Here is an 18,418-nt window from a genome sequence, read left to right on the forward strand (position 1 = left end):
GGGCTCCGAAGTGGCTGAAAGTTAATGGGGCGTTGAGCAAGGTGACTTAAGTCGTTGATTTGCTTGCAGTTTGCAATTCGTCCAGCATTTCTGTGGATAACTTTGTTGATATCCAGGCCCGACGCGCCTGCAGCCCTTGAAAATCAAGGCTCTCGCCGAAATGCCCGGAAAAAACGCAGCGCGCCAAACCTATATGAATCAATGACTTAGCGGTGCTATCGCTTTGTGAGCGCGGCATCCTTGGCATCGGATAATTTTCCGCACCGCAACACGCGTTTTGTGCATAAGTCAAACGGCGGCGCACTTTGGGCTTGACAAACGCGAAGCGCCGCTTTGGATGCAACCGGATGTAGCTGCCGCCGCGCGTCAGTGGCGCAGCGCGCGGGACTGCGCGTGCACCGCCTGCACCAGCGCCGCCACATGGTCGGGCGGCGTGAACTGGCTGATGCCATGGCCCAGGTTGAAGATGTGCGTCGGGCCGCTGCTGCCCGGGTCGGTGTGCGGTCGGCCGAAGCTCTGCAGCACCTTGGCCACCTCGGCCTCGATGCGCGCCGGCGGCGCGAACAGCACGTTCGGGTCGATGTTGCCCTGCAGCGCCTTGGCCTGAGGGCCCTCGCCGACCAGGGCCCGCGCCTTGGCCAGGTTCACCGTCCAGTCGACGCCCAGCACCTCGCAGTCGAGCGCGCGCATGGCTTCGAGCCACAGGCCGCCGCCCTTGGTGAAGACCAGGCGCGGCACCGGCTTGCCGTCGGCGCCGTCGCGCTTCAGCTGCGACAGCACACGGGCCGTGTAGGCCAGGCTGAACTCCTGGAACGCGCCGTCGGCCAGCACGCCGCCCCAGCTGTCGAACAGCATCACGGCCTGCGCGCCGGCGTCGATCTGGGCGTTGAGGTAGGCGGCGACCGCGTCGGCATTCACGCTCAGCAGCCGGTGCATCAGGTCGGGGCGGCTGTAGAGCATCGACTTGACCAGTCGGTAGTCGCTCGAGCCCGCGCCCTCGACCATGTAGCAGGCCAGCGTCCAGGGGCTGCCCGAGAAGCCGATCAGCGGCACCCGGCCGTTGAGGGCACGGCGGATCGAGGCGACGGCGTCGAACACGTAGCGCAGCTTCTCCATGTCGGGCACCTCGAGCGCCGCGACGGCCGCCTCGTCGCGCACCGGGCGGGCGAAGCGCGGGCCTTCACCGGCCTCGAAGGACAGGCCCAGGCCCATCGCGTCGGGCACGGTCAGGATGTCGGAGAACAGGATCGAGGCGTCGAGCGGGAAGCGCTCCAGCGGCTGCAGCGTGACCTCGGTCGCGTAGTCGACGTTGGTGGCCAGCCCCATGAAGCTGCCGGCGCGGGCGCGCGTCGCGACGTACTCCGGCAGGTAGCGGCCGGCCTGGCGCATCAGCCAGACGGGGGTGTGGTCGGTGGCCTGGCGCCAGCAGGCGCGCAGGAAGGTGTCGTTGGTCAGGGGAGCGAAGGCCATCCCCCGATTGTCGAGGAAGTGCGTCCCCGGACTTTTGACTCAGGTCTTGTACTTGATCGAACAGCCGTAAGGCTTGGTCACCGCGGCCGAGATCGGCTGGCCGCCGAAGGCCTCACGCAGCGCCTGGTTCACGTAGTTGGTGGCGGTCTTGATGTCGTCGGGCCGGGCCGACGGGATGCTGTCGATGCCGCCTGCGTACACCAGCGTGCCCTTGGGGTCGATGATGAACAGGTGAGGCGTGGTGCGCGCGCCGTAGGCCTGGCCGATGCTGCCGTCCTCGTCCATCAGCACGGCGGTGGGCGCGGCCGACTGGGTCTTCATCCAGCTGTCCAATGCGGCCGGCTGCAGGTAGTCGCTGGCGGCGCGTTCGGTGGAATTGATGGCCAGCCAGACCACGCCCCGGGCGGTGGCGGCCTTCTGCGTGGCCGGCATGTTGCCGCTGCCGTAGTGCTTGCGCACGAAGGGGCAGCCGGGGTTGGTCCATTCGAGCACCACGTACTTGCCAGCGAAATCCGAGAGCTTGTGCTGCGCGCCGCGGGTGTCGACGGCGACGAAATCGGGGGCGGGCTGGCCCACGGCGGGCGCGGCATGGGCCGGGGCGCCGATCAGCAGCGTGCTGCCCAGGGCGACGGCGGCGGCCATCACGGCGCGGCGGGATGCGCGGCTCAGCGCGGCACCGGCCTGGCGGGCGGCGTGGGCGGATCGCGATGCGGACGATGTCAAGGAAGGCATGGTCGGCGTGTCTCCAGTCAAAAATTCAAACAACGGCCACAGCTTAGAACGCTTTTCTCACCTCGCTGTGACAAGCCGTAGTCCCCTCAGGAACTGCCCGGGGATCGCGGCTTCAGAGCCGGGTCAGTGCCGCCCGGACGTCGTCCTTGCTCAGGATCTCGGTCAGCACCACCGGCGGCTTGCCCGGTGCCTGCAGCACATAGACCGGCACGCCGCTGCGGCCCAGCGCGTTGAGCGCGGCCGTGATGGCCGGGTCCTGGCGGGTCCAGTCGGCGCGCAGCATCGCCACCTGGCGGCGGTCGAACTCGGCCAGCAGCGCGGCATCGTTGAGCGTGGTCTTCTTGTTGTACTGGCAGGTCACGCACCAGGCGGCCGTGAAGTCGATGAACACCGGCCGGCCGGCCGCATGCAGCTCGGCCACGCGGGCGGCCGACCAGGGCTGCCAGCGCGCGCCGGCGGCCGCGGCCACCGTGGCCGGCTCGATCGGGCGCACGACGTTGCCGCCGATCGCCACCGCCATCGCGGCGCTGCAGGCCAGCAGCACGCCGCCCACCACCCAGCGCGTGCGGCCGCGCAGCGTGAGCGACCACACCACGGCCGCCAGGCACACCAGCAGCCCGAGCAGCGCGCCCGCGCCGTCGATGCCGCTCTGCTGTCCCAGCACCCAGACCAGCCAGGCCACGGTGGCGAACATCGGGAAGGCCATCACGCGGCGCAGCGTGTCCATCCAGGCGCCGGGCCGCGGCAGCAGGCGCGCGACCGCGGGCACGAAACCGGCCAGCAGGTAGGGCAGCGCCAGGCCCAGGCCCAGCGCCGCGAACAGCATCAGCGCCTGCGGCGCGGGCAGCGCGATCGCGATGCCCAGCGAGGCGCCCATGAAGGGGGCGGTGCAGGGCGAGGCGATCACCACCGCCAGGATGCCGGAGAGGAAATCGTTGGCGATCGGATGCTTGACCTGGGCCGCGCACAGCGAGCGCGGGGCCAGCAGGCCGAACTCGAACACGCCCGCGAGGTTGAGCCCGATCAGCGTGAACAGCGCCGCCAGCGCCGCGATCACGGCCGGCGACTGCAGCTGGAAGCCCCAGCCCAGTTGCTCGCCCGCCGCGCGCAACGCGAGCATGGCGGCGCCCAGCGCCAGGAAGGTGAGCATCACGCCGGCCGTGTAGGCCAGGCCCGCAGTGCGGTGGCCGCGGCGGTCGCCCGCCTGGTTGGCGAAGGCCAGCACCTTGATCGCCAGCACCGGGAACACGCAGGGCATCAGGTTGAGCAGCAGGCCGCCCAGCAATGCGCCGAGCAGGGCGGCGAAGAAGCCGGTGTTCGAGGTTTGCACGGGCGACGGCACGGGTGCCGCGGCATTGGCCGCCAGCGCGGCCTGCAGCGCGGGCGACACCTGTGCAGGCGGCGCGACCGCCGCCCAGGTGCCCGTGACCGGCGCCTCGGCACGCCAGGCGACCGGTGCGCCGGCCACGCGGTCGGCCTCGGCCAGCGCGACCACCACCGGCATCACCGTCGGGCTGGCGCTGCGCTGCTCGGCCAGCGGCAGCGTCGCGGTCCAGCTGTCGCCCTGCCAGGCCTGGGTCCAGTCGCGGCCGGCCACCGCGGCGGTGTGGATCACCTCGCCGGTCTCGGGGAAGAACTCCAGCGTCTTGCCGCGCGCCGCGGGCGGCAGGCCGTCGAGGCGGACCTTGATCGTCTGGCCGGCGACCTCGATCGCACCCGCTGGCGCCAGCGGCGCCGGCTGGGCCGCGAAGGCGGCGTCGAAGTCCGCCTTGTGCAGCGCGGTGGAGCCCTGGGCCGGCAGCCGCAAGGCGAACTCGCCTTCCTCGGGGATGCACTCCTTGCGGCAGACCAGCCACGAGGCCTTGAGCTTGACATCGACACCGGCGGCGCCGGTCAGGCCCGCCGCGGCCGTGAAGCCGGGCGCGACCGTGACCGGCACCGGCAGCAGCACCGTGTGCTCGTAGCCGTAATTGGCCAGGTTGCCGATCGGGATCTTCTTGGGCACCGGCCAGGCGACGTCGCCCGCCGTCAGGCCGGCCGGCAGCGTCCACTGGAGTTCGGTCGGCAGCCCCGAGTCGCCCGCGTTCTTCCAATAGGTGTGCCACTCAGGCTGGTGCGCGATCTGCAGGCCCAGCCAGACCGTGGCGCCCGGGTCGACGCCGTCGGGCGCAAGGGCCACCAGTTCGGCCCGCACATGGGGCGTGGTGACCACCGACGAGACGCGAGGCGTGAGCTGCGCGGCGACAGGAAGCGCGGCGGCCAGCGCGAGCGCGGCCAGGGGGAGTCGGGACAGGGACGAGAGAAGAGATCGGAGCATGCCGGCAGTCGGAGCGGAAGTCGGGGAGATGGTTCCTGGCAAGGCCGGTTCAGCGGCAGCGTGGCGTCATGGGCCGATGGTAGCGGTGGGACCGTTTTCAGGCCGGCCCACGCCAGAAAGCGCCCACAGCCGACAGGCGGGAATGGCGGCTGCGGTCATGCTCGCGCCCGTCTCGGGCCCGTGTTGCGGCCTCGTCCAACCAGGAGCCCTCCAATGAACCGAAGCACCCGCCTCTGCATGATCCCCCTCGCCGCGGCGCTGATGGTGGCCTGCGGCGAAACCGCCCGCCTGCCCTTCGAGGCCGGCGTCGGCCCGACGCCCCAGCTGCCGGCGCCCAACAAGACCTTCATTCCCACGCTCAAGATCGCCGAGGCGGTCGGCTGGACCGACGCCGCCGGGCCGACCGCGCCGGCCGGCTTCACCGTGACCGCGCTGGCGCGCCAGCTCGACCATCCGCGCTGGGTCTACACGCTGCCCAACGGCGACGTGCTGGTGGCCGAGAGCAACAAGCCGCCCAAGGAGCCGGGCGCGCCCGAGGCCAAGAAGGGGCCGATCGGCATGATCAAGGACTTCGTGCAGGGCAAGGTGATGAAGCGCGCCGGCGCCGAGGTGCCCAGCGCCAACCGCATCACGCTGCTGCGCGACACCGATGGCGACGGCGTGGCCGAGACGCGCAGCGTGTTCATCCAGGGGCTGCAGTCGCCCTACGGCATGGCGCTGGTCGGCAACGAGCTGTTCATCGCCAACGCCAACGCGCTGGTGAAGGTGCCCTACACCGAAGGCCAGACCGCTGCGACCGGCGCGCCCGTCAAGGTGACCGACCTGCCGGCCGGCATCAACCACCACTGGACCAAGAACGTGATCGCCAGCCCCGACGGCAGCAAGCTCTACGTGACCGTCGGCTCCAACAGCAACATCGGCGAGAACGGGCTGGAAGCCGAGGAGGGCCGAGCGGCGGTGTGGGAGGTCGACACGAAGAGCGGCGAGAAGCGCCTGTTCGCCAGCGGCCTGCGCAACCCCAACGGCCTGGCCTGGGAGCCGGACACGAACGTGCTGTTCACCGTGGTCAACGAGCGCGACGAGATCGGCAGCGACCTGGTGCCCGACTACCTGACCTCGGTCAAGGACGGCGCCTTCTACGGCTGGCCCTGGAGCTACTACGGCGGCAACGTCGACATCCGCGTGCAGCCGCAGCAGCCCGATCGCGTGGCCAAGGCCATCGCGCCCGACTACGCGCTGGGCACCCACGTGGCGCCGCTGGGCCTGACCTTCTCCCATGCGCGCGGCATGCCGGCCGAGTTCGCGACCGGCGTGTTCATCGGCGAGCACGGCTCGTGGAACCGCAACCCGCCGTCGGGCTACAAGGTGGTCTTCGTGCCCTTCATCGGCGGCAAGCCCACCGGGCAGCCGGTGGACTTCCTGACCGGCTTCCTGTCGGCCGAGGGCAAGGCGCAGGGCCGCCCGGTCGGCGTGGCGCTCGACAAGGGCGGTGCGCTGCTGGTGGCCGACGACGTGGGCAACGTGGTCTGGCGCGTCGCGAAGTCGCGCTAGAAGCCCTGCAGCACCACCTTGCCCTGCGCCGTGCCGCTCTCGATGAGCGCATGGGCGCGGCGCAGATTGGCCGCGTTGATGGTGCCGAAGCTCGCGTTGGCCGTGGTGCGGATGCGCCCGGCGTCGACCAGCGTCGCGATCTCGGCCAGGATCCTGCCCTGCTCGGCCATGTCGGGCGTCTCGAAGCGCGCGCGGGCGAACATCATTTCCCAGTGCAGCGACAGCGACTTGGTCTTGAGCGGCATCGCATCGAGCACTGGCATGTCGTCGATCACGCCGATCTTGCCCTGCGGCTTCAAGCTCTCGATGATCTGCGCGTAGTGCTGTGCGGTCTGCGTGAGGCTGGCCACCAGGTCGACCTCGCCGATGCCGGCCGCCTTGAGCTCGGCGGCCAGCGGCTTCGCATGGTCGATCACCGCGTGCGCGCCCAGGCTCAGGCACCAGGCGCGCGTCTCGGCGCGTGAGGCCGTCGCGATCACGCGCAGCTGCGTGAGCTGGCGCGCGAGCTGGATCAGGATCGAGCCCACGCCGCCCGCGCCGCCCACGATCAGCAGCGTCTGGCCCGCGCCGCCGCCCTGCGGCACGCCGAGCCGGTCGAACAGCAGTTCCCAGGCGGTGATGGCGGTCAGCGGCAGCGCCGCGGCCTGCGCGTCGTCGAGGCTGCGCGGCGACTTGGCCGCGATGCGCTCGTCGACCACGTGCAGTTCCGAGTTGGCACCGGGCCGGGTGATCGAGCCGGCGTAGTAGACGCGGTCGCCGACCCGGAAGTCCGACACGCTGGCGCCCACGGCCTCGACCACGCCGGCCGCGTCCCAGCCCAGCACCCGGGCCTGGCCGGCTTCGGGCGCCATGTTCTTGCGCACCTTCGTGTCGACCGGGTTGACCGAGATCGCGTTCACGCGCACCAGCAGGTCGCGCGGACCGGCGACGGGGGCGGGCAGCTCGATGTCCTGCAGCGCGGCGGCATCGTCGATGGGGAGGGGCTGGTAGTAGCCGATGGCTTTCATGACGGGAGACCTTTCAGGGAAGATGCCTGCACTGTAGAAGCCATCGATTCGTTTGATAAGCTGGCTTCGGAAACTATGAGTTTCAAATGAAAATTGAAAATCTCTCCGACCTGCGGGTGCTGGTCCAGACCGCCCAGGCCGGCAGCCTGAGCGGTGCGGCGCGCGCGCTGGGCATCACGCCGGCCGCGGCCAGCGCCACGCTCAAGCGGCTCGAATCGCAGCTGGGCGCGCGCCTGTTCGAGCGCTCGACCCGGGCGCTGCGCCTCACGCCCCAGGGCCAGACCCTGCTCGACTACGCGGGCCGTGCGCTCGACCTGCTGGCCGAGGGGGAATCGCTGGTGGCCGCCGAGGGCGGCGCACTGGTCGGCCTGCTGCGCGTGGCCGCGCCCTCGGATCTCACGCGCAGCACGCTGCTGCCCTGGTTCGACGAATTCCTCGATGCGCATCCCGGCGTGCAGCTCAATTTGTCGGTGGGCGACCGGCCGCTCGACGTGATGCGCGACGAGGTCGACGTCGCGCTGCGCTACGGCCCGCTGGCCGACTCGCGGCTGGTGGCGCGCCTGCTCGCCATGAGCCGGCCGCTGCTCTGGGCCTCGCCCGACTACCTGCGCCGCCATCCTGCGCCACAGGTGCCGCAGGACCTGCTCCAGCACAACTGCCTGACCTTCCACCGCAACGGCCGGCACCATCGCCTCTGGCGTTTCGCCAGGCAGGGCCAGTGGACGCAAGTGCGGGTCGACGGCGACCGCGTGGTCGACGATGCCTCGCTCTCGCGCCAGTGGGCGCTGGCCGGCCGGGGCGTCACCTTCAAGTCCGAACTCGACGTGATGCAGGACGCGGCGGCCGGCACCCTGGTGCGGCTGCTGCCCGACTGGGACACCGAGCCCTACCCGCTGCATGCGCTGATGCCCAGCGGCCGCTTCGTGCCGGCGCGGGTGCGCGCGCTGGTGGACTTTCTCGCGGCCCGCTTCGATGCGCTCGGCGTGCGTGAAAATCAGGGCCACAAGAGCCCCTCATGAAAACGCGCAAACCCCTCACCTCGTCCACGCCGTTCATCCGCGTTTCCGACAGCGGCGTCCATGGCCTCGGCGCCTTCGCGACGCGCGCCCTGCCGGCCCAGGCGGTGCTCGGTCTCTACGAAGGCCGGCGCTACACGCTGGCGCAGATCGCCACCAAGGCCTGGAACGACCAGCTGACCTACCTGTTCCGGCTGTCCAACGACGAGACCATCGACGGCGCCAAGGGCGGCAACGCGACCCGCCACCTCAACCATTCGTGCGACCCGAACTGCGAGGCCGTCGAGCTATACGACGAGGCCGGCGAACTGGTGCTGCAGTTCCAGACGCTGGTGGCCGTCGAGGCCGGCGACGAGCTGTTCATCGACTACGGCCTCACCGCCGAGGAGGGCTCGCCCGCCAGCGACTACCGCTGCCACTGCGGCGCCGCCCACTGCCGCGGCACCATGCTCGCGGCGACGGCCACCGAAGAAGAGAGCCTCGACACCTTCGGCTTCTCGCTGGAACCGCGCGCCGCCTAAGATCGCGCGCATGACCGCTCCCGCTCCCTCCGCCGCACCGCGCCGCTTCTGGTCGCAACTCACGACGCGCGACTTCGCCACGCTCGACCCGGCCGCCACGGTCGCGGTGCTGCCCCTGGGCGCGACCGAGCAGCATGGCCCGCACCTGCCGCTGGGCGTGGACTCGGTGCTGGCCGACGGCATCGTGGCCGCCGCGCTGCCGCTGCTGCCGGCCACGCTGCCCGCGCTGTTCCTGCCCACGCAGCACATCGGCCTGAGCCCCGAGCATGCGAACTTCCCGGGCACGCTGACCTTGTCTTCCGAGACGCTGATCCGCCTGTGGCGCGAGATCGGCGCCGGCGTGGCGCGCGCGGGCGTGCGCAAGCTGGTGCTGTTCAACGCGCACGGCGGCCACGTGGGCGCGATGGACATCGCCGCGCGCGAGCTGCGCGCCGCCCACGGCCTGATCGTCTACAGCGTGAGCTGGTTCAACCTGCCGCTGGGCGAGGCCGGCGCGCAGTTCAGCGCCGACGAGCATCGCTTCGGCGTGCATGCGGGCGAGATCGAGACCTCGATGATGCTGGCGCTGGCGCCCGAGCAGGTCGCGATGGGCGCGGCACAGGACTTCGACTCGAGCTCGCGCCAGCGCGCCGACGGCTATCCGATCCTGGGCAACGGCCGCAGCGCCAAGCTGGGCTGGGCCATGGAGGACTACAACGCGCAGGGCGCTGCGGGCAATGCGGCCGCGGCCACCGCGCCGCGCGGCCAGGCGGTGGTCGATGCGGCCGCGCGCGCGCTGGCGCAGCTGTTGGCCGAGGTCTCGCGGCTGCCGCTCTCGACGATCGGCACGCCCGCGCCCTGAACCTTCAGCCGGCGATGGCCGGGCCGGCCGGCGCGTCCTGCCCGATGCGGATCGAACCGTCGGGCCGTTCGCAGGTGCCGATCAGCAAGCCGCTCGCGATCGCATGCGCACGCAGCGCATCGATCAGTTCGTCGCGTCCCGGCGTCTCCGAGAATTCGGGCAGCGCAGCGAGCGCATAGAGCTGGAAGGCATAGCGGTGCACGCCGTGCCCCGGCGGCGGATCGGGCGGCAGCCAGGCGGCCTGCAGGTAGGAGTTGCGGCCCACGTGCAGGCCGGTGCCGGGATGGTCGGCACTCGGCAGCGCGGCCTCGGCCAGCGCGCCGTCGCCGGCCGGCAGCCCCACCACGATGGCATGCACCAACGGCTGCGGCGTGGGCGAGTCGGCGTCTTCCACCAGCAGCACGGTGCAGGCCGCGCCGGCCGGCACGCCGGTCCATTGCAGCGGCGGCGACAGGCCTTCGCCCTCCGGCGCATCGGCCGTGTAGCGCGCGGGCAGCGGCGCATGGTCGGCGAAGGCCAGGCTGGTCAACGCGATCGTCGACATGCCCTCGCGCAGACCCAGGGTGTTGAACACGATCGCGTCCAGCCCGGCGCGCACGCCGTGCAGCGCATGGCCGATCACATCGGGGAGTTTTTCGAGCATTCGTGCGGTATATCGCGCCCGGCCGGTCGTCCGTGTAGGACGCAGCAGGACAGCCAAGAAGGGATGCTGTCGGCAGAATGCATCCAACCCCGCGCCCTGCGCCTTTCCACCTCTCGCAAGCTCACGTGCCCACCACTTCCGCTTCTTCCGCGTCTGTCCCCCAGAACCGTGCTTCCACCGGCATCGCCGGCCTCGACAACGTGCTCGGGGGCGGCCTGCCGCGCGGCCACCTCTACCTGGTCGAGGGCACGCCCGGCGCCGGCAAGACCACGCTGGGCCTGCAGTTCCTGCTCGAGGGCCGGCGCAACGGCGAGCGCGGGCTTTACGTCACGCTGTCGGAGACCGCCTCGGAGCTGCACACCGTGGCCGACTCGCACGGCTGGTCGCTCGAAGGCATCGAGCTGTTCGAGCTGGTCAACGAAGAGGGGCTGAGCCCCTCGGCCGAGCAGTCGATCCTGTACCCCTCGGAAGTCGAACTGGGCGAGACCACGCGCGACGTGATGGCCGCAGTCGAGCGGCTGTCGCCCACGCGGCTGATCTTCGACAGCCTGTCGGAGATGCGGCTGCTGGCGCAGGACCCGCTGCGCTACCGCCGGCAGATCCTGGCGCTCAAGCATTTCTTCGCCTCGCGCGCCTGCACCGTGCTGCTGCTCGACGACATGAGCTCGCAGGGCGGCGACCTGCAGCTGCACAGCATCGCGCACGGCGTGCTGGCACTCGACCAGGCCACCGGCGACTACGGCCCGGTGCGGCGCCATCTGCGCATCGTGAAGATGCGCGGCGTGCGCTACCGTGGCGGCGAGCACGACGTGAACCTCGACACCGGCGGCCTGCAGGTCTACCCGCGGCTGATCGCGTCGGAGCACTCGGCCGACTTCGAGGTGGCCAATGCCTCGACCGGCACACCCGCGCTCGATGCGCTGCTGGGCAACGGCCTGGCGCGTGGCAGCAACACGCTGTTCATGGGGCCTTCGGGCGTGGGCAAGACCACCACCGCGATGTCGGCCGTGGTCGCGGCGCTGCGGCGCGGCGAGAAGGCGTCGTACTACCTGTTCGACGAGGGTAAGGGCACGCTGATGCGCCGCTGCGCCGCGCTGGGCCTGCCGCTCGAATCCTTCATCGAGAGCGGCCAGCTCGAGCTGCAGCCGCTCGACCCGGCCGACATGTCGCCGGGCCAGTTCTCGAACATGGTGCGCACGGCCGTGCAGGTGCGCGGCGCCGGCGTGATCGTCATCGACAGCCTCAACGCCTACCTGCAGGCCATGCCGGGCGCCAAGTTCCTGCTGCTGCAGATGCACGAACTGCTGAGCTTCCTCAACCAGCAGGGCATCGTCACGATGCTGGTGCTGGGCCAGCACGGCATCATCGGCGACGTGCGCAGCGACCTGGACCTGAGCTACCTGTCGGACGCGATCGTGCTGTTCCGTTTCTTCGAGGCCCGCGGCCAGTTGCTCAAGGCGGTGTCGGTGGTCAAGAGCCGGACCAACCGGCACGAACTCAGCATCCGCGAGTTCCGCCTGGGCGAAGGCGGCGTCGAGGTCGGCCCGGCGCTGACCGACTTCGAGGGCGTGCTGGGCGGTGTGCCGGCCTACCGTGGTGCGATCCCCCTGCTGGGGGATCTGCCGCTGGTTGCCAGGTCTTGACATGGAACGACGGGTGCTGATCCACGCGCCGCGTGGCCGCGACGCGGCGGTGGTGCAAAGGGTGCTGCAGGACATCAACCTGGTGGCGGTGGTCTGCGATTCGGCCGAGGCGATGGTGGCCGACCTCGACGTGGGCGCGGCGGCAGCCATCCTCACCGAGGAATCGCTGGTGCAGCTGCCCGAGGCGCCGCTGCGTGCCTGGCTGATGGGCCAGCCGAGCTGGTCCGACTTCCCCTTCATCGTGCTGGCCTCGCGCGACGCCGGTGGCCGTTCGCGCCAGGCGCTGGCACTGCTGCAGACCTTGGGCAATGCCTTCGTGCTCGAGCGGCCGGTCCACACCGAGACGCTGGCGCGCGCCGCCGACGCGGCCGTGCGGGCGCGCCGGCGCCAGTACGCGACCCGGCTGCACCTGCGTCAGCTCGAGGACACGCGCGCCGAGGTCGAGCGCCTCAACGCCGAACTCGAAGCCCGCATCGCGGCACGCACGCGCGAGCTGGCCGGTGCCAACGACCGCCTGATGGCGGAGATTGCCGAGCGCGAGCGGGCCCAGGCGGCGCTGATCCAGGTCCAGAAGATGGAGGCCATCGGCCGGCTGACGGGCGGCATCGCGCACGACTTCAACAACCTGCTGCACGTGGTCAACATGAACCTCGACCTGGTGGCGCGCGTGGCCAAGGACGAGAAGGTGCTGGGCATCGCGGCGCGCGCCAAGGGCGCGGTCGGGCGCGGCGCCAAGCTGACCGGGCAACTGCTGTCCTTCGCGCGCAACCAGTCGCTGCTGCCACGGCTCACCGACGTCAACGCGCTGCTCGAGGGCATGCGTGAACTGGTGGTGGTGTCGGTCGGGCCGGCGATCCAGGTGGAGATGGCCGTGTGCGAACAGCCGGCCTGGGCCATGCTCGACGCCAACCAGCTCGAGATGGCCGTGCTCAACCTGGCGGTGAACGCGCGCGACGCCATGCCCGCGGGCGGCACGCTGTCGATCAGCACGCAGCTCGCCGAGGGCACGGGCGATGAGTTGCCCATCGGTTCGTACGTGACGGTGGCGGTGCGCGACACCGGCGTGGGCATCGCGCCGCACCTGCTGACCAAGGTGTTCGATCCCTTCTTCACGACCAAGCCGGTCGGCAGCGGCACCGGCCTCGGGCTGAGCCAGGTCTACGGCTTCGCGCGCCAGTCCGGCGGCCTCGCGGTGCTGCGCAGCGAGGAAGGCCGGGGCACGGTGGTCGAGATGAGTTTCCCGGCCTCGCGCGAAGGCGCCGATGTGCCAGCGGTGGCCGGTCCGTCGCCCCAGCAGGGTGCGACGCGGCGCCAGAAGGTGCTGGTGGTCGAGGACGACGCCGAGGTCCGGCGCGTGCTGGTCGAGAGCCTGTCGATGCTGGGCTACGTGGTGAGCGAGGCGGCCGAGGGCGGCAGCGGCCTGGCCGCGCTGGCTTCGGCACCGCACGACCTGCTGGTGGTCGACTACGCGATGCCGGGGCTCAATGGCGCCGAGGTCATCGCCAAGGCGCGCGAGATGGTGGGCGACATCCCGGTGATCCTGGTGACCGGCTACGCCGACATGGCGCAGGTCGGCCGCGTGCTGGGCACCCAGTCGGTGCTGATCAAGCCCTTCGACATCGCGACGCTCGCGAGCGCGGTGTCGAAGGCCCTGCCGGTGCTGGCACCGCTATCATGAGTTCGCGTTGGCGCCTCTCTGTTCGCGAACGCCGGTCTCTCCGTTCGTCTTCACTTCAAGGACCACTCCATGAGCATCGTCTGGACCATTCTGATCGGCTTCGTGGCAGGGCTTGTGGCGCGCGCGCTCAAGCCGGGTGACGATTCCGCCGGCTTCATCGTCACCACGCTGATCGGCATCGCCGGTTCGCTGGCGGCCACCTACCTGGGCCAGGCCATGGGCTGGTACACGGCCGGCCAGGGCGCGGGTTTCATCGCCTCGGTGGTGGGTGCGATCGTGCTGCTGTTCGTCTGGGGCATGCTCAAAAGAAGGTAACCCCCCGAAGCGCCTTCGGCGCCTCCCCCCAAGGGGGGCGATACCAGCGGCCCGGCGAAGCCGGTTCCGCGGTATCCCTGGAAAGGGAATCGTGCGGTCGGTGTGGGCTGCAGCTCTCGCGTATCTGAACCATGAAGCGCCCGCACTATCACGTCTATGTCGTCGCGCTCGATGACCGGGTGTGGAACGTCGCGCGCTTCCGGCGCGCGAATCCCGGTTACGTGCTGGGCAAACCCTTTGTCTATGTGGGCATGACCGGGCTCGATCCGGACCTGCGCTTCGACAAGCACAAGGCCGGCATCCAGGCCAATCGCTATGTGCAGGACCACGGCCTGCACCTGCTGCCCGCGCTCTACGAACGCTACAACCCGATGCGCTACGCCGAAGCGCAGGCGCTCGAGGTCGAGCTCGGCATTCGCCTGCGGGCGCTGGGTTACGGGGTCTGGCAGGCCTAGAAACCCGGGCGGCCGTGGGGCACGCGGCGTCATTCATGCGCGCGCGTCATGAAAGTGCCATGAGGACGTCACGCGCGATCGACACCATCGCGGTCCTGTTTCGGTTGCCCTTTGTTGCAAAGGCCGCCGGATGGTTCCCTTGGCGTCTCCATTTTTTTCATGACCTTCACACCACCGAATCCATCGCGCGCAGCGTCCCTGCTCGTCGCTGCCGCCGTGCTGTCCCTGCTTGCCGCTTGCGGCGGCAGCAGCAACAGCAACACACCCGTCGCCGTGGCGCCGCGGCCCACCACGCCCACCCCGCCGGAAGTCACGCCGCCGCCCCAGCCACCGGTTCCCGGCACCGGCGTGCAGATTGCGTTCATGCCCGACATCCATTTCCACGATGTCTACGCGAACTTCCAGGACGGTTCCTTTAAGGGGATCCCGAACAAGAAGTCCGGCCGCAACGCGACCATCCGCCTGATGCAGGCGCAGATGACCTCGACCCGGCTGTTCAACGAGAACTACTTCGCCTTCATCGCGGCGCTCGACGATGCGGTGGCGCGCGGCGTCAAGCTGATCGCACTGCCCGGCGACTTTTCGGACGACGGCCAGCCGGTCCACATGCGCGGCCTCAAGAAGGTGCTCGACGAGTACGCGGCCAAGTACGGTCTCCAGTTCTTCGCCGCGCCAGGCAACCATGACCCGAACCGTCCGTTCGAGCGCGCCGGCGGCAAGGACGACTACATGGGCTTCGCCGACAGCGGCCGCGCCGGTGCTCCGCAGGCCATCTACAGCCGCGGTGCGAAGGACTGCAACAACTACAGCGGCGACTGGACGCGCAGCGCCAGCGGGATCTACTGCACCGAGGAAGTGAAGGAGCTGGGCTACAAGGGCATCGTCGAAGCGCTCGACCAGCACGGCTTCATGCCCAAGGCCAACTACAAGTACTTCGAGACGCCCTACAGCACCTACAAGTACGCCAACTACACGCTCGACCAGGCCAAGGCCCAGGCCGTGTGGAACAAGCGCGAATACGAGATCTGCGCGCAAGGCGCGGGCGGCACCTACAAGAAGGACGGCTACACGCAGTGCCACGCCGTGCCCGACACGAGCTACCTGGTCGAGCCGGTCGACGGCGTCTGGCTGGTGGGCATCGATGCCAACGTCTACGTGCCGACCGGCGACGGTGCCAACGACTTCAACGGTTCGGGCGACGCGGGCTACAACAAGATGCTCACGCACAAGCCGCACGTGATCGCCTGGCTCAAGGACGTGGTCGCGCGCGGCAAGGCGCAGGGCAAGCAGGTCATCGCCTTCAGCCACTTCCCGATGAGCGAGTTCTTCAACGGCGCGTCCGACGACATCGTCGCGCTGCTGGGTGCGGGCAAGATGCAGATGGTGCGTCGTCCCGCCGAGGACACGACCAAGGCGCTGGCCGACACCGGCCTGCAGGTGCACGTGGGCGGCCACATGCACTTCAACGACACGGCGATCCGCAAGTACGACGACGGTCACGGCCTGGTCAACATCCAGGCGCCCTCGATGGCCGCGTATGTGCCGGCCTACAAGATCCTGACGCTCAAGGACTCCGAGCACATCGACGTGCAGACCGTGCGCATGGACAACGTGCCGCGCTTCGACGAGCTGTTCGAGCACTACCAGGACGAGCACAGCTACTTCACCGACTTCCCGGGCAAGATCCCGAGCAACGGCGAGCTGTGGAGCAAGTCGATCCTCGACGCCAAGACCTACGGCGACTTCAGCACGCGCTACATGTCGGAACTGGTGCGCCTGCGCCTGTTGAAGGACGACTGGCGCTGCGAGATGCGCGAACTGGTGAAGAGCCCGCTGTACGGCGCCGACCTGCTGGTGCTGTCGCAACTCAAGACCCAGGTCACGCTCAAGCAGCTGGCCAACACCGGCAACCACGGCCTGTTCAGCAATGCCTTCTTCTCCTGCCTGTCGGACGCGGGCGGCGACGGTTCGGCCAGCGCGCAGTACGCCAAGGACTACGCCGCGGCCGAGACCAAGGCGCGTGCACTGGCCAATGCGGCCGGCCTGCGACTGGAAGACTTCAACCAGTGGAAGGCCCTCGACCTGGCCGGCGACTTCGTGCGCCTGGCCAATGCCGGCGACCTCGCGTTCACCGACATCCCGGTCGAACGCGCCAAGCAATACAAGGTGATCGCCGAAGCGCTGGAAGGCACCAACGCCACGCTCAAGTTCAACGGCGACCAGGTGCGCAACGACAACGAGGTCGGTGCCCTGTTCCAGGCGCGCTTCAAGCCGCTGATGGCGATCCTGCTGAAGCTGGCCCGCGGTGCGCCGACCCAGCATTTCGTGATCGACCTGAAGAACAACACGCTGACCGACATGACCACGGCGCCCCAGCCGTTCTGAGAGTGCCTTTGATGATGAACAACGATCTCCACCACAACGACGCCAGCGCCGTGACTTCTTTCGAAGAAAAGGGCGGCCTGCGCCGCCGCAGCCTGCTCAGCGGCATGACCACCTTCTCGCTGGTGGGCGCGAGCGGCGCCCTGCTGGCCGCCTGCGGTGGCGGCGGCAGCGACGCCGCTGCGCCCGCGCCACCGGCGCCCCCCGCGCCCGCACCGGCGCCCCCGCCACCGCCGGCACCGGTGCCCGAACCCGAAGTCACCGCGCCCACGCTGACCGGCCGCGCCGTGCTGCCGGCCAACAGCTTCGTGGCCGGCCCGACCTCCGGCCAGTACATCTCGGGCGGCGACCTGGACCGCGCGAAGAGCGTCTACGGCTTCACGCTGCCCTTCGCCGACAAGCAGCCGATGCAGGGCTTCTCGGCCCTGGTGCCCGGCCCGGTGCCCGGCGTGTTCTACGTGATGCAGGACAACGGCTTCGGCGGCAAGGCCGCGTCGCCCGATGCGCTGCTGCACATCTACGCGGTGCGCTTCGACTGGACCCAGGGCAAGGTGCTGCCGGCCCACTTCCAGACCGGCGCCGCGCTGGACGCATTCACGCCCGACAGCTATGTGCGCATGAGCGATCCGCAGCGCCGGCTCGGCTACCCGATCGTGGCCGACTTCGCGACCTATCCGGGTTCGTCGGTCTCGCCCGCCAACCAGACGCTGCCGGTGGACCCGCGCATCACGGCCAGCCGCCTGCTGACCGGCTACGACCTCGACCCCGAGTCGTTGCAATTCGACGCCGACGGCAACTTCTGGATCGGCGACGAGTTCGGCCCCTTCCTGGTGAAGTTCGACAAGCAGGGCCGTGTGATCGCACGTGAAGTGCAGATTCCCAACTTGCGCAAGCTGGGCAGCAACCCGCTGGTGCAGACCTCGAACAACCCCTACATCCAGGGCAACACCGGCGTGGCCAACCTGGGCGGCTCGGGCGGCCTGGAGAGCATGGCGATCAACAAGAGCCGGACCAAGCTCTATGCGATGTTCGAGAAGGAGGTCTACGGCGACAACCCGCAGCGCCGCGTGATCAACGTGTTCGACCTGCGCACCCAGAACTTCGATCCGCAGGTCTTCTCGTACCGCGTGAGCACGATCCAGAAGATCAACGGCGACGGCAACCTCGAGACCGAGACCTGCAGCGTCAACGACATGGTCGCCATCAACGACCACGAGTTCCTGGTGATGGAGAAGGACAGCGGCGCGGGCGACGTGCGCACCGGCAAGTTCGCCGCCTCGGGCACCTGGCGCAACGCGGCGCGCTTCAAGCGCGTCTACAAGGTCGACATCGCGGTGGTCGACACCGATGGCTTCCTGGTCAAGGAAGAGATCGTCGACCTGATGGCGCTCAAGGACCCGAAGGGCATCGGCGGCGCCGACACCATCGACGGCGTGTTCACCTTCCCGATGGAATGCGTGGAAGTCGTGACCCTCGTCGATGCGCAGACGCTGCTGTTCTGCAACGACAACAACTACCCCGGCGGCTCGCCGTCGCGCATCACGACCGAGCCCGACGCCAACGAGTTCATCCGGGTGCGCCTGCCCAAGCCCCTGACCATCGGCTGAAGGCCGGGGCTCAGAACATGTGAAGGAACCGTCGCGAGCGCCCCGAGCCTGTATCGAGGAGCGGAGCCGCACGCCCGTGCGGTGAGCACCGCAGATGCGGGATCGGGATGCGCAGCAGGTTCATTCGCATGTTCTAGGTGTGAAGGCCCAATAGGTTGTTTCGGGTGTTCACCCGGAGAAGTTTTGAGAGACTGGAAATCGCCAAACGCCCAATCCACTCAAAACCCCGAACCGGATGAA

16 protein-coding genes are annotated in these 18,418 nt (G+C 69.5%); 10 read left to right on the forward strand and 6 right to left on the reverse strand.

What is annotated here, in order from left to right:
- Positions 1 to 366: 366 nt before the first annotated feature.
- From hemE to K0H49_RS18215, 3 genes are all read right to left on the reverse strand, one after another.
- A complete protein-coding gene (hemE, locus tag K0H49_RS18205) occupies positions 367 to 1,470 on the reverse strand; it encodes a uroporphyrinogen decarboxylase (protein ID WP_219215413.1) in 1,104 nt (367 codons plus the stop codon).
- Between the two features lie 39 nt (positions 1,471 to 1,509).
- Entirely contained in the window at positions 1,510 to 2,202 is a 693-nt protein-coding gene (locus K0H49_RS18210; protein ID WP_219215415.1) for a thioredoxin family protein, read from the reverse strand.
- 112 nt (positions 2,203 to 2,314) lie between these two features.
- On the reverse strand, positions 2,315 to 4,519 hold the full coding sequence (locus tag K0H49_RS18215) for a protein-disulfide reductase DsbD family protein (RefSeq protein WP_219215418.1): 2,205 nt from the start codon (positions 4,517 to 4,519) through the stop codon (positions 2,315 to 2,317).
- A gap of 213 nt (positions 4,520 to 4,732) precedes the next feature.
- On the opposite strand from K0H49_RS18215, the gene K0H49_RS18220 reads away from it, so the two are divergent.
- Entirely contained in the window at positions 4,733 to 6,070 is a 1,338-nt protein-coding gene (locus K0H49_RS18220) for a PQQ-dependent sugar dehydrogenase (protein WP_219215420.1), read from the forward strand.
- Here K0H49_RS18220 and K0H49_RS18225 read toward each other — a convergent pair.
- Positions 6,067 to 7,077 (reverse strand): zinc-binding alcohol dehydrogenase family protein, encoded by a 1,011-nt coding sequence (locus K0H49_RS18225; RefSeq protein ID WP_219215421.1) that lies wholly within the window; start codon positions 7,075 to 7,077, stop codon positions 6,067 to 6,069. The genes K0H49_RS18220 and K0H49_RS18225 overlap by 4 nt on opposite strands.
- Before the next feature lie 86 nt (positions 7,078 to 7,163).
- On the opposite strand from K0H49_RS18225, the gene K0H49_RS18230 reads away from it, so the two are divergent.
- The 3 genes from K0H49_RS18230 to K0H49_RS18240 are packed head-to-tail and all read left to right on the forward strand — an operon-like array spanning position 7,164 to position 9,455.
- Positions 7,164 to 8,096 carry a LysR family transcriptional regulator gene (locus K0H49_RS18230; protein WP_219215423.1) on the forward strand — a complete coding sequence of 311 codons (933 nt, stop codon included), beginning with the start codon at positions 7,164 to 7,166 and terminating at the stop codon, positions 8,094 to 8,096.
- Positions 8,093 to 8,614, forward strand: a complete 522-nt coding sequence (locus K0H49_RS18235; RefSeq protein WP_219215424.1) for an SET domain-containing protein — start codon at positions 8,093 to 8,095, stop codon at positions 8,612 to 8,614. The genes K0H49_RS18230 and K0H49_RS18235 overlap by 4 nt, the downstream gene beginning before the upstream one ends.
- 10 nt (positions 8,615 to 8,624) lie before the next feature.
- Positions 8,625 to 9,455: a creatininase family protein gene (locus tag K0H49_RS18240; protein ID WP_219215426.1), complete on the forward strand. Its 831-nt coding sequence runs from the start codon at positions 8,625 to 8,627 to the stop codon at positions 9,453 to 9,455.
- 4 nt (positions 9,456 to 9,459) lie between these two features.
- Here the strand turns inward: K0H49_RS18240 and K0H49_RS18245 are convergent, their stop codons facing one another.
- Positions 9,460 to 10,098 (reverse strand): YbhB/YbcL family Raf kinase inhibitor-like protein, encoded by a 639-nt coding sequence (locus K0H49_RS18245; RefSeq protein ID WP_219215428.1) that lies wholly within the window; start codon positions 10,096 to 10,098, stop codon positions 9,460 to 9,462.
- Positions 10,099 to 10,223: 125 nt separating this feature from the next.
- Here K0H49_RS18245 and K0H49_RS18250 point away from each other — a divergent pair, with 125 nt between their 5' ends.
- The 4 genes from K0H49_RS18250 (at position 10,224) to K0H49_RS18265 (ending at position 14,189) form a co-directional block, all read left to right on the forward strand.
- Complete coding sequence (locus tag K0H49_RS18250) at positions 10,224 to 11,741, forward strand: ATPase domain-containing protein (protein WP_374122375.1); 1,518 nt, start codon at positions 10,224 to 10,226, stop codon at positions 11,739 to 11,741.
- 1 nt (position 11,742) lies between these two features.
- Positions 11,743 to 13,419 carry a response regulator gene (locus K0H49_RS18255; protein WP_219215432.1) on the forward strand — a complete coding sequence of 559 codons (1,677 nt, stop codon included), beginning with the start codon at positions 11,743 to 11,745 and terminating at the stop codon, positions 13,417 to 13,419.
- 69 nt (positions 13,420 to 13,488) lie between these two features.
- Positions 13,489 to 13,734, forward strand: coding sequence for a GlsB/YeaQ/YmgE family stress response membrane protein (locus K0H49_RS18260; protein WP_219215434.1), 246 nt, complete (start codon positions 13,489 to 13,491; stop codon positions 13,732 to 13,734).
- A 131-nt stretch (positions 13,735 to 13,865) separates the two neighbouring features.
- Positions 13,866 to 14,189 (forward strand): hypothetical protein, encoded by a 324-nt coding sequence (locus K0H49_RS18265; protein ID WP_219215436.1) that lies wholly within the window; start codon positions 13,866 to 13,868, stop codon positions 14,187 to 14,189.
- Between the two features lie 68 nt (positions 14,190 to 14,257).
- On the opposite strand, the gene K0H49_RS30680 is transcribed toward K0H49_RS18265, so the two are convergent.
- Positions 14,258 to 14,554: a hypothetical protein gene (locus K0H49_RS30680; protein WP_257624940.1), complete on the reverse strand. Its 297-nt coding sequence runs from the start codon at positions 14,552 to 14,554 to the stop codon at positions 14,258 to 14,260.
- On the opposite strand from K0H49_RS30680, the gene K0H49_RS18270 reads away from it, so the two are divergent.
- Both K0H49_RS18270 and K0H49_RS18275 read left to right on the forward strand, forming a co-directional pair.
- The gene (locus K0H49_RS18270; protein ID WP_257624941.1) at positions 14,553 to 16,574 is read left to right on the forward strand and encodes a metallophosphoesterase; all 2,022 of its coding nucleotides are present in this window, start codon (positions 14,553 to 14,555) and stop codon (positions 16,572 to 16,574) included. The genes K0H49_RS30680 and K0H49_RS18270 overlap by 2 nt on opposite strands.
- 11 nt (positions 16,575 to 16,585) lie before the next feature.
- A complete protein-coding gene (locus tag K0H49_RS18275) occupies positions 16,586 to 18,178 on the forward strand; it encodes an esterase-like activity of phytase family protein (RefSeq protein WP_219215441.1) in 1,593 nt (530 codons plus the stop codon).
- Positions 18,179 to 18,418: the final 240 nt, after the last annotated feature.

The sequence above is a fragment of the Variovorax boronicumulans genome (assembly GCF_019352895.1).
Lineage (GTDB): Bacteria > Pseudomonadota > Gammaproteobacteria > Burkholderiales > Burkholderiaceae_C > Variovorax > Variovorax boronicumulans_A.

Bases quoted from the DNA above. Each gene is read 5' to 3' on its own strand.
- hemE (WP_219215413.1), bottom strand. From the start codon at position 1,470: ATGGCCTTCGCTCCCCTGACCAACGACACCTTCCTGCGCGCCTGCTGG.
- K0H49_RS18210 (WP_219215415.1), bottom strand. From the start codon at position 2,202: ATGCCTTCCTTGACATCGTCCGCATCGCGATCCGCCCACGCCGCCCGC.
- K0H49_RS18215 (WP_219215418.1), bottom strand. From the start codon at position 4,519: ATGCTCCGATCTCTTCTCTCGTCCCTGTCCCGACTCCCCCTGGCCGCG.
- K0H49_RS18220 (WP_219215420.1), top strand. From the start codon at position 4,733: ATGAACCGAAGCACCCGCCTCTGCATGATCCCCCTCGCCGCGGCGCTG.
- K0H49_RS18225 (WP_219215421.1), bottom strand. From the start codon at position 7,077: ATGAAAGCCATCGGCTACTACCAGCCCCTCCCCATCGACGATGCCGCC.
- K0H49_RS18230 (WP_219215423.1), top strand. From the start codon at position 7,164: ATGAAAATTGAAAATCTCTCCGACCTGCGGGTGCTGGTCCAGACCGCC.
- K0H49_RS18235 (WP_219215424.1), top strand. From the start codon at position 8,093: ATGAAAACGCGCAAACCCCTCACCTCGTCCACGCCGTTCATCCGCGTT.
- K0H49_RS18240 (WP_219215426.1), top strand. From the start codon at position 8,625: ATGACCGCTCCCGCTCCCTCCGCCGCACCGCGCCGCTTCTGGTCGCAA.
- K0H49_RS18245 (WP_219215428.1), bottom strand. From the start codon at position 10,098: ATGCTCGAAAAACTCCCCGATGTGATCGGCCATGCGCTGCACGGCGTG.
- K0H49_RS18255 (WP_219215432.1), top strand. From the start codon at position 11,743: ATGGAACGACGGGTGCTGATCCACGCGCCGCGTGGCCGCGACGCGGCG.
- K0H49_RS18260 (WP_219215434.1), top strand. From the start codon at position 13,489: ATGAGCATCGTCTGGACCATTCTGATCGGCTTCGTGGCAGGGCTTGTG.
- K0H49_RS18265 (WP_219215436.1), top strand. From the start codon at position 13,866: ATGAAGCGCCCGCACTATCACGTCTATGTCGTCGCGCTCGATGACCGG.
- K0H49_RS18270 (WP_257624941.1), top strand. From the start codon at position 14,553: ATGCCCGACATCCATTTCCACGATGTCTACGCGAACTTCCAGGACGGT.
- K0H49_RS30680 (WP_257624940.1), bottom strand. From the start codon at position 14,554: ATGAACGCAATCTGCACGCCGGTGCCGGGAACCGGTGGCTGGGGCGGC.
- K0H49_RS18275 (WP_219215441.1), top strand. From the start codon at position 16,586: ATGATGAACAACGATCTCCACCACAACGACGCCAGCGCCGTGACTTCT.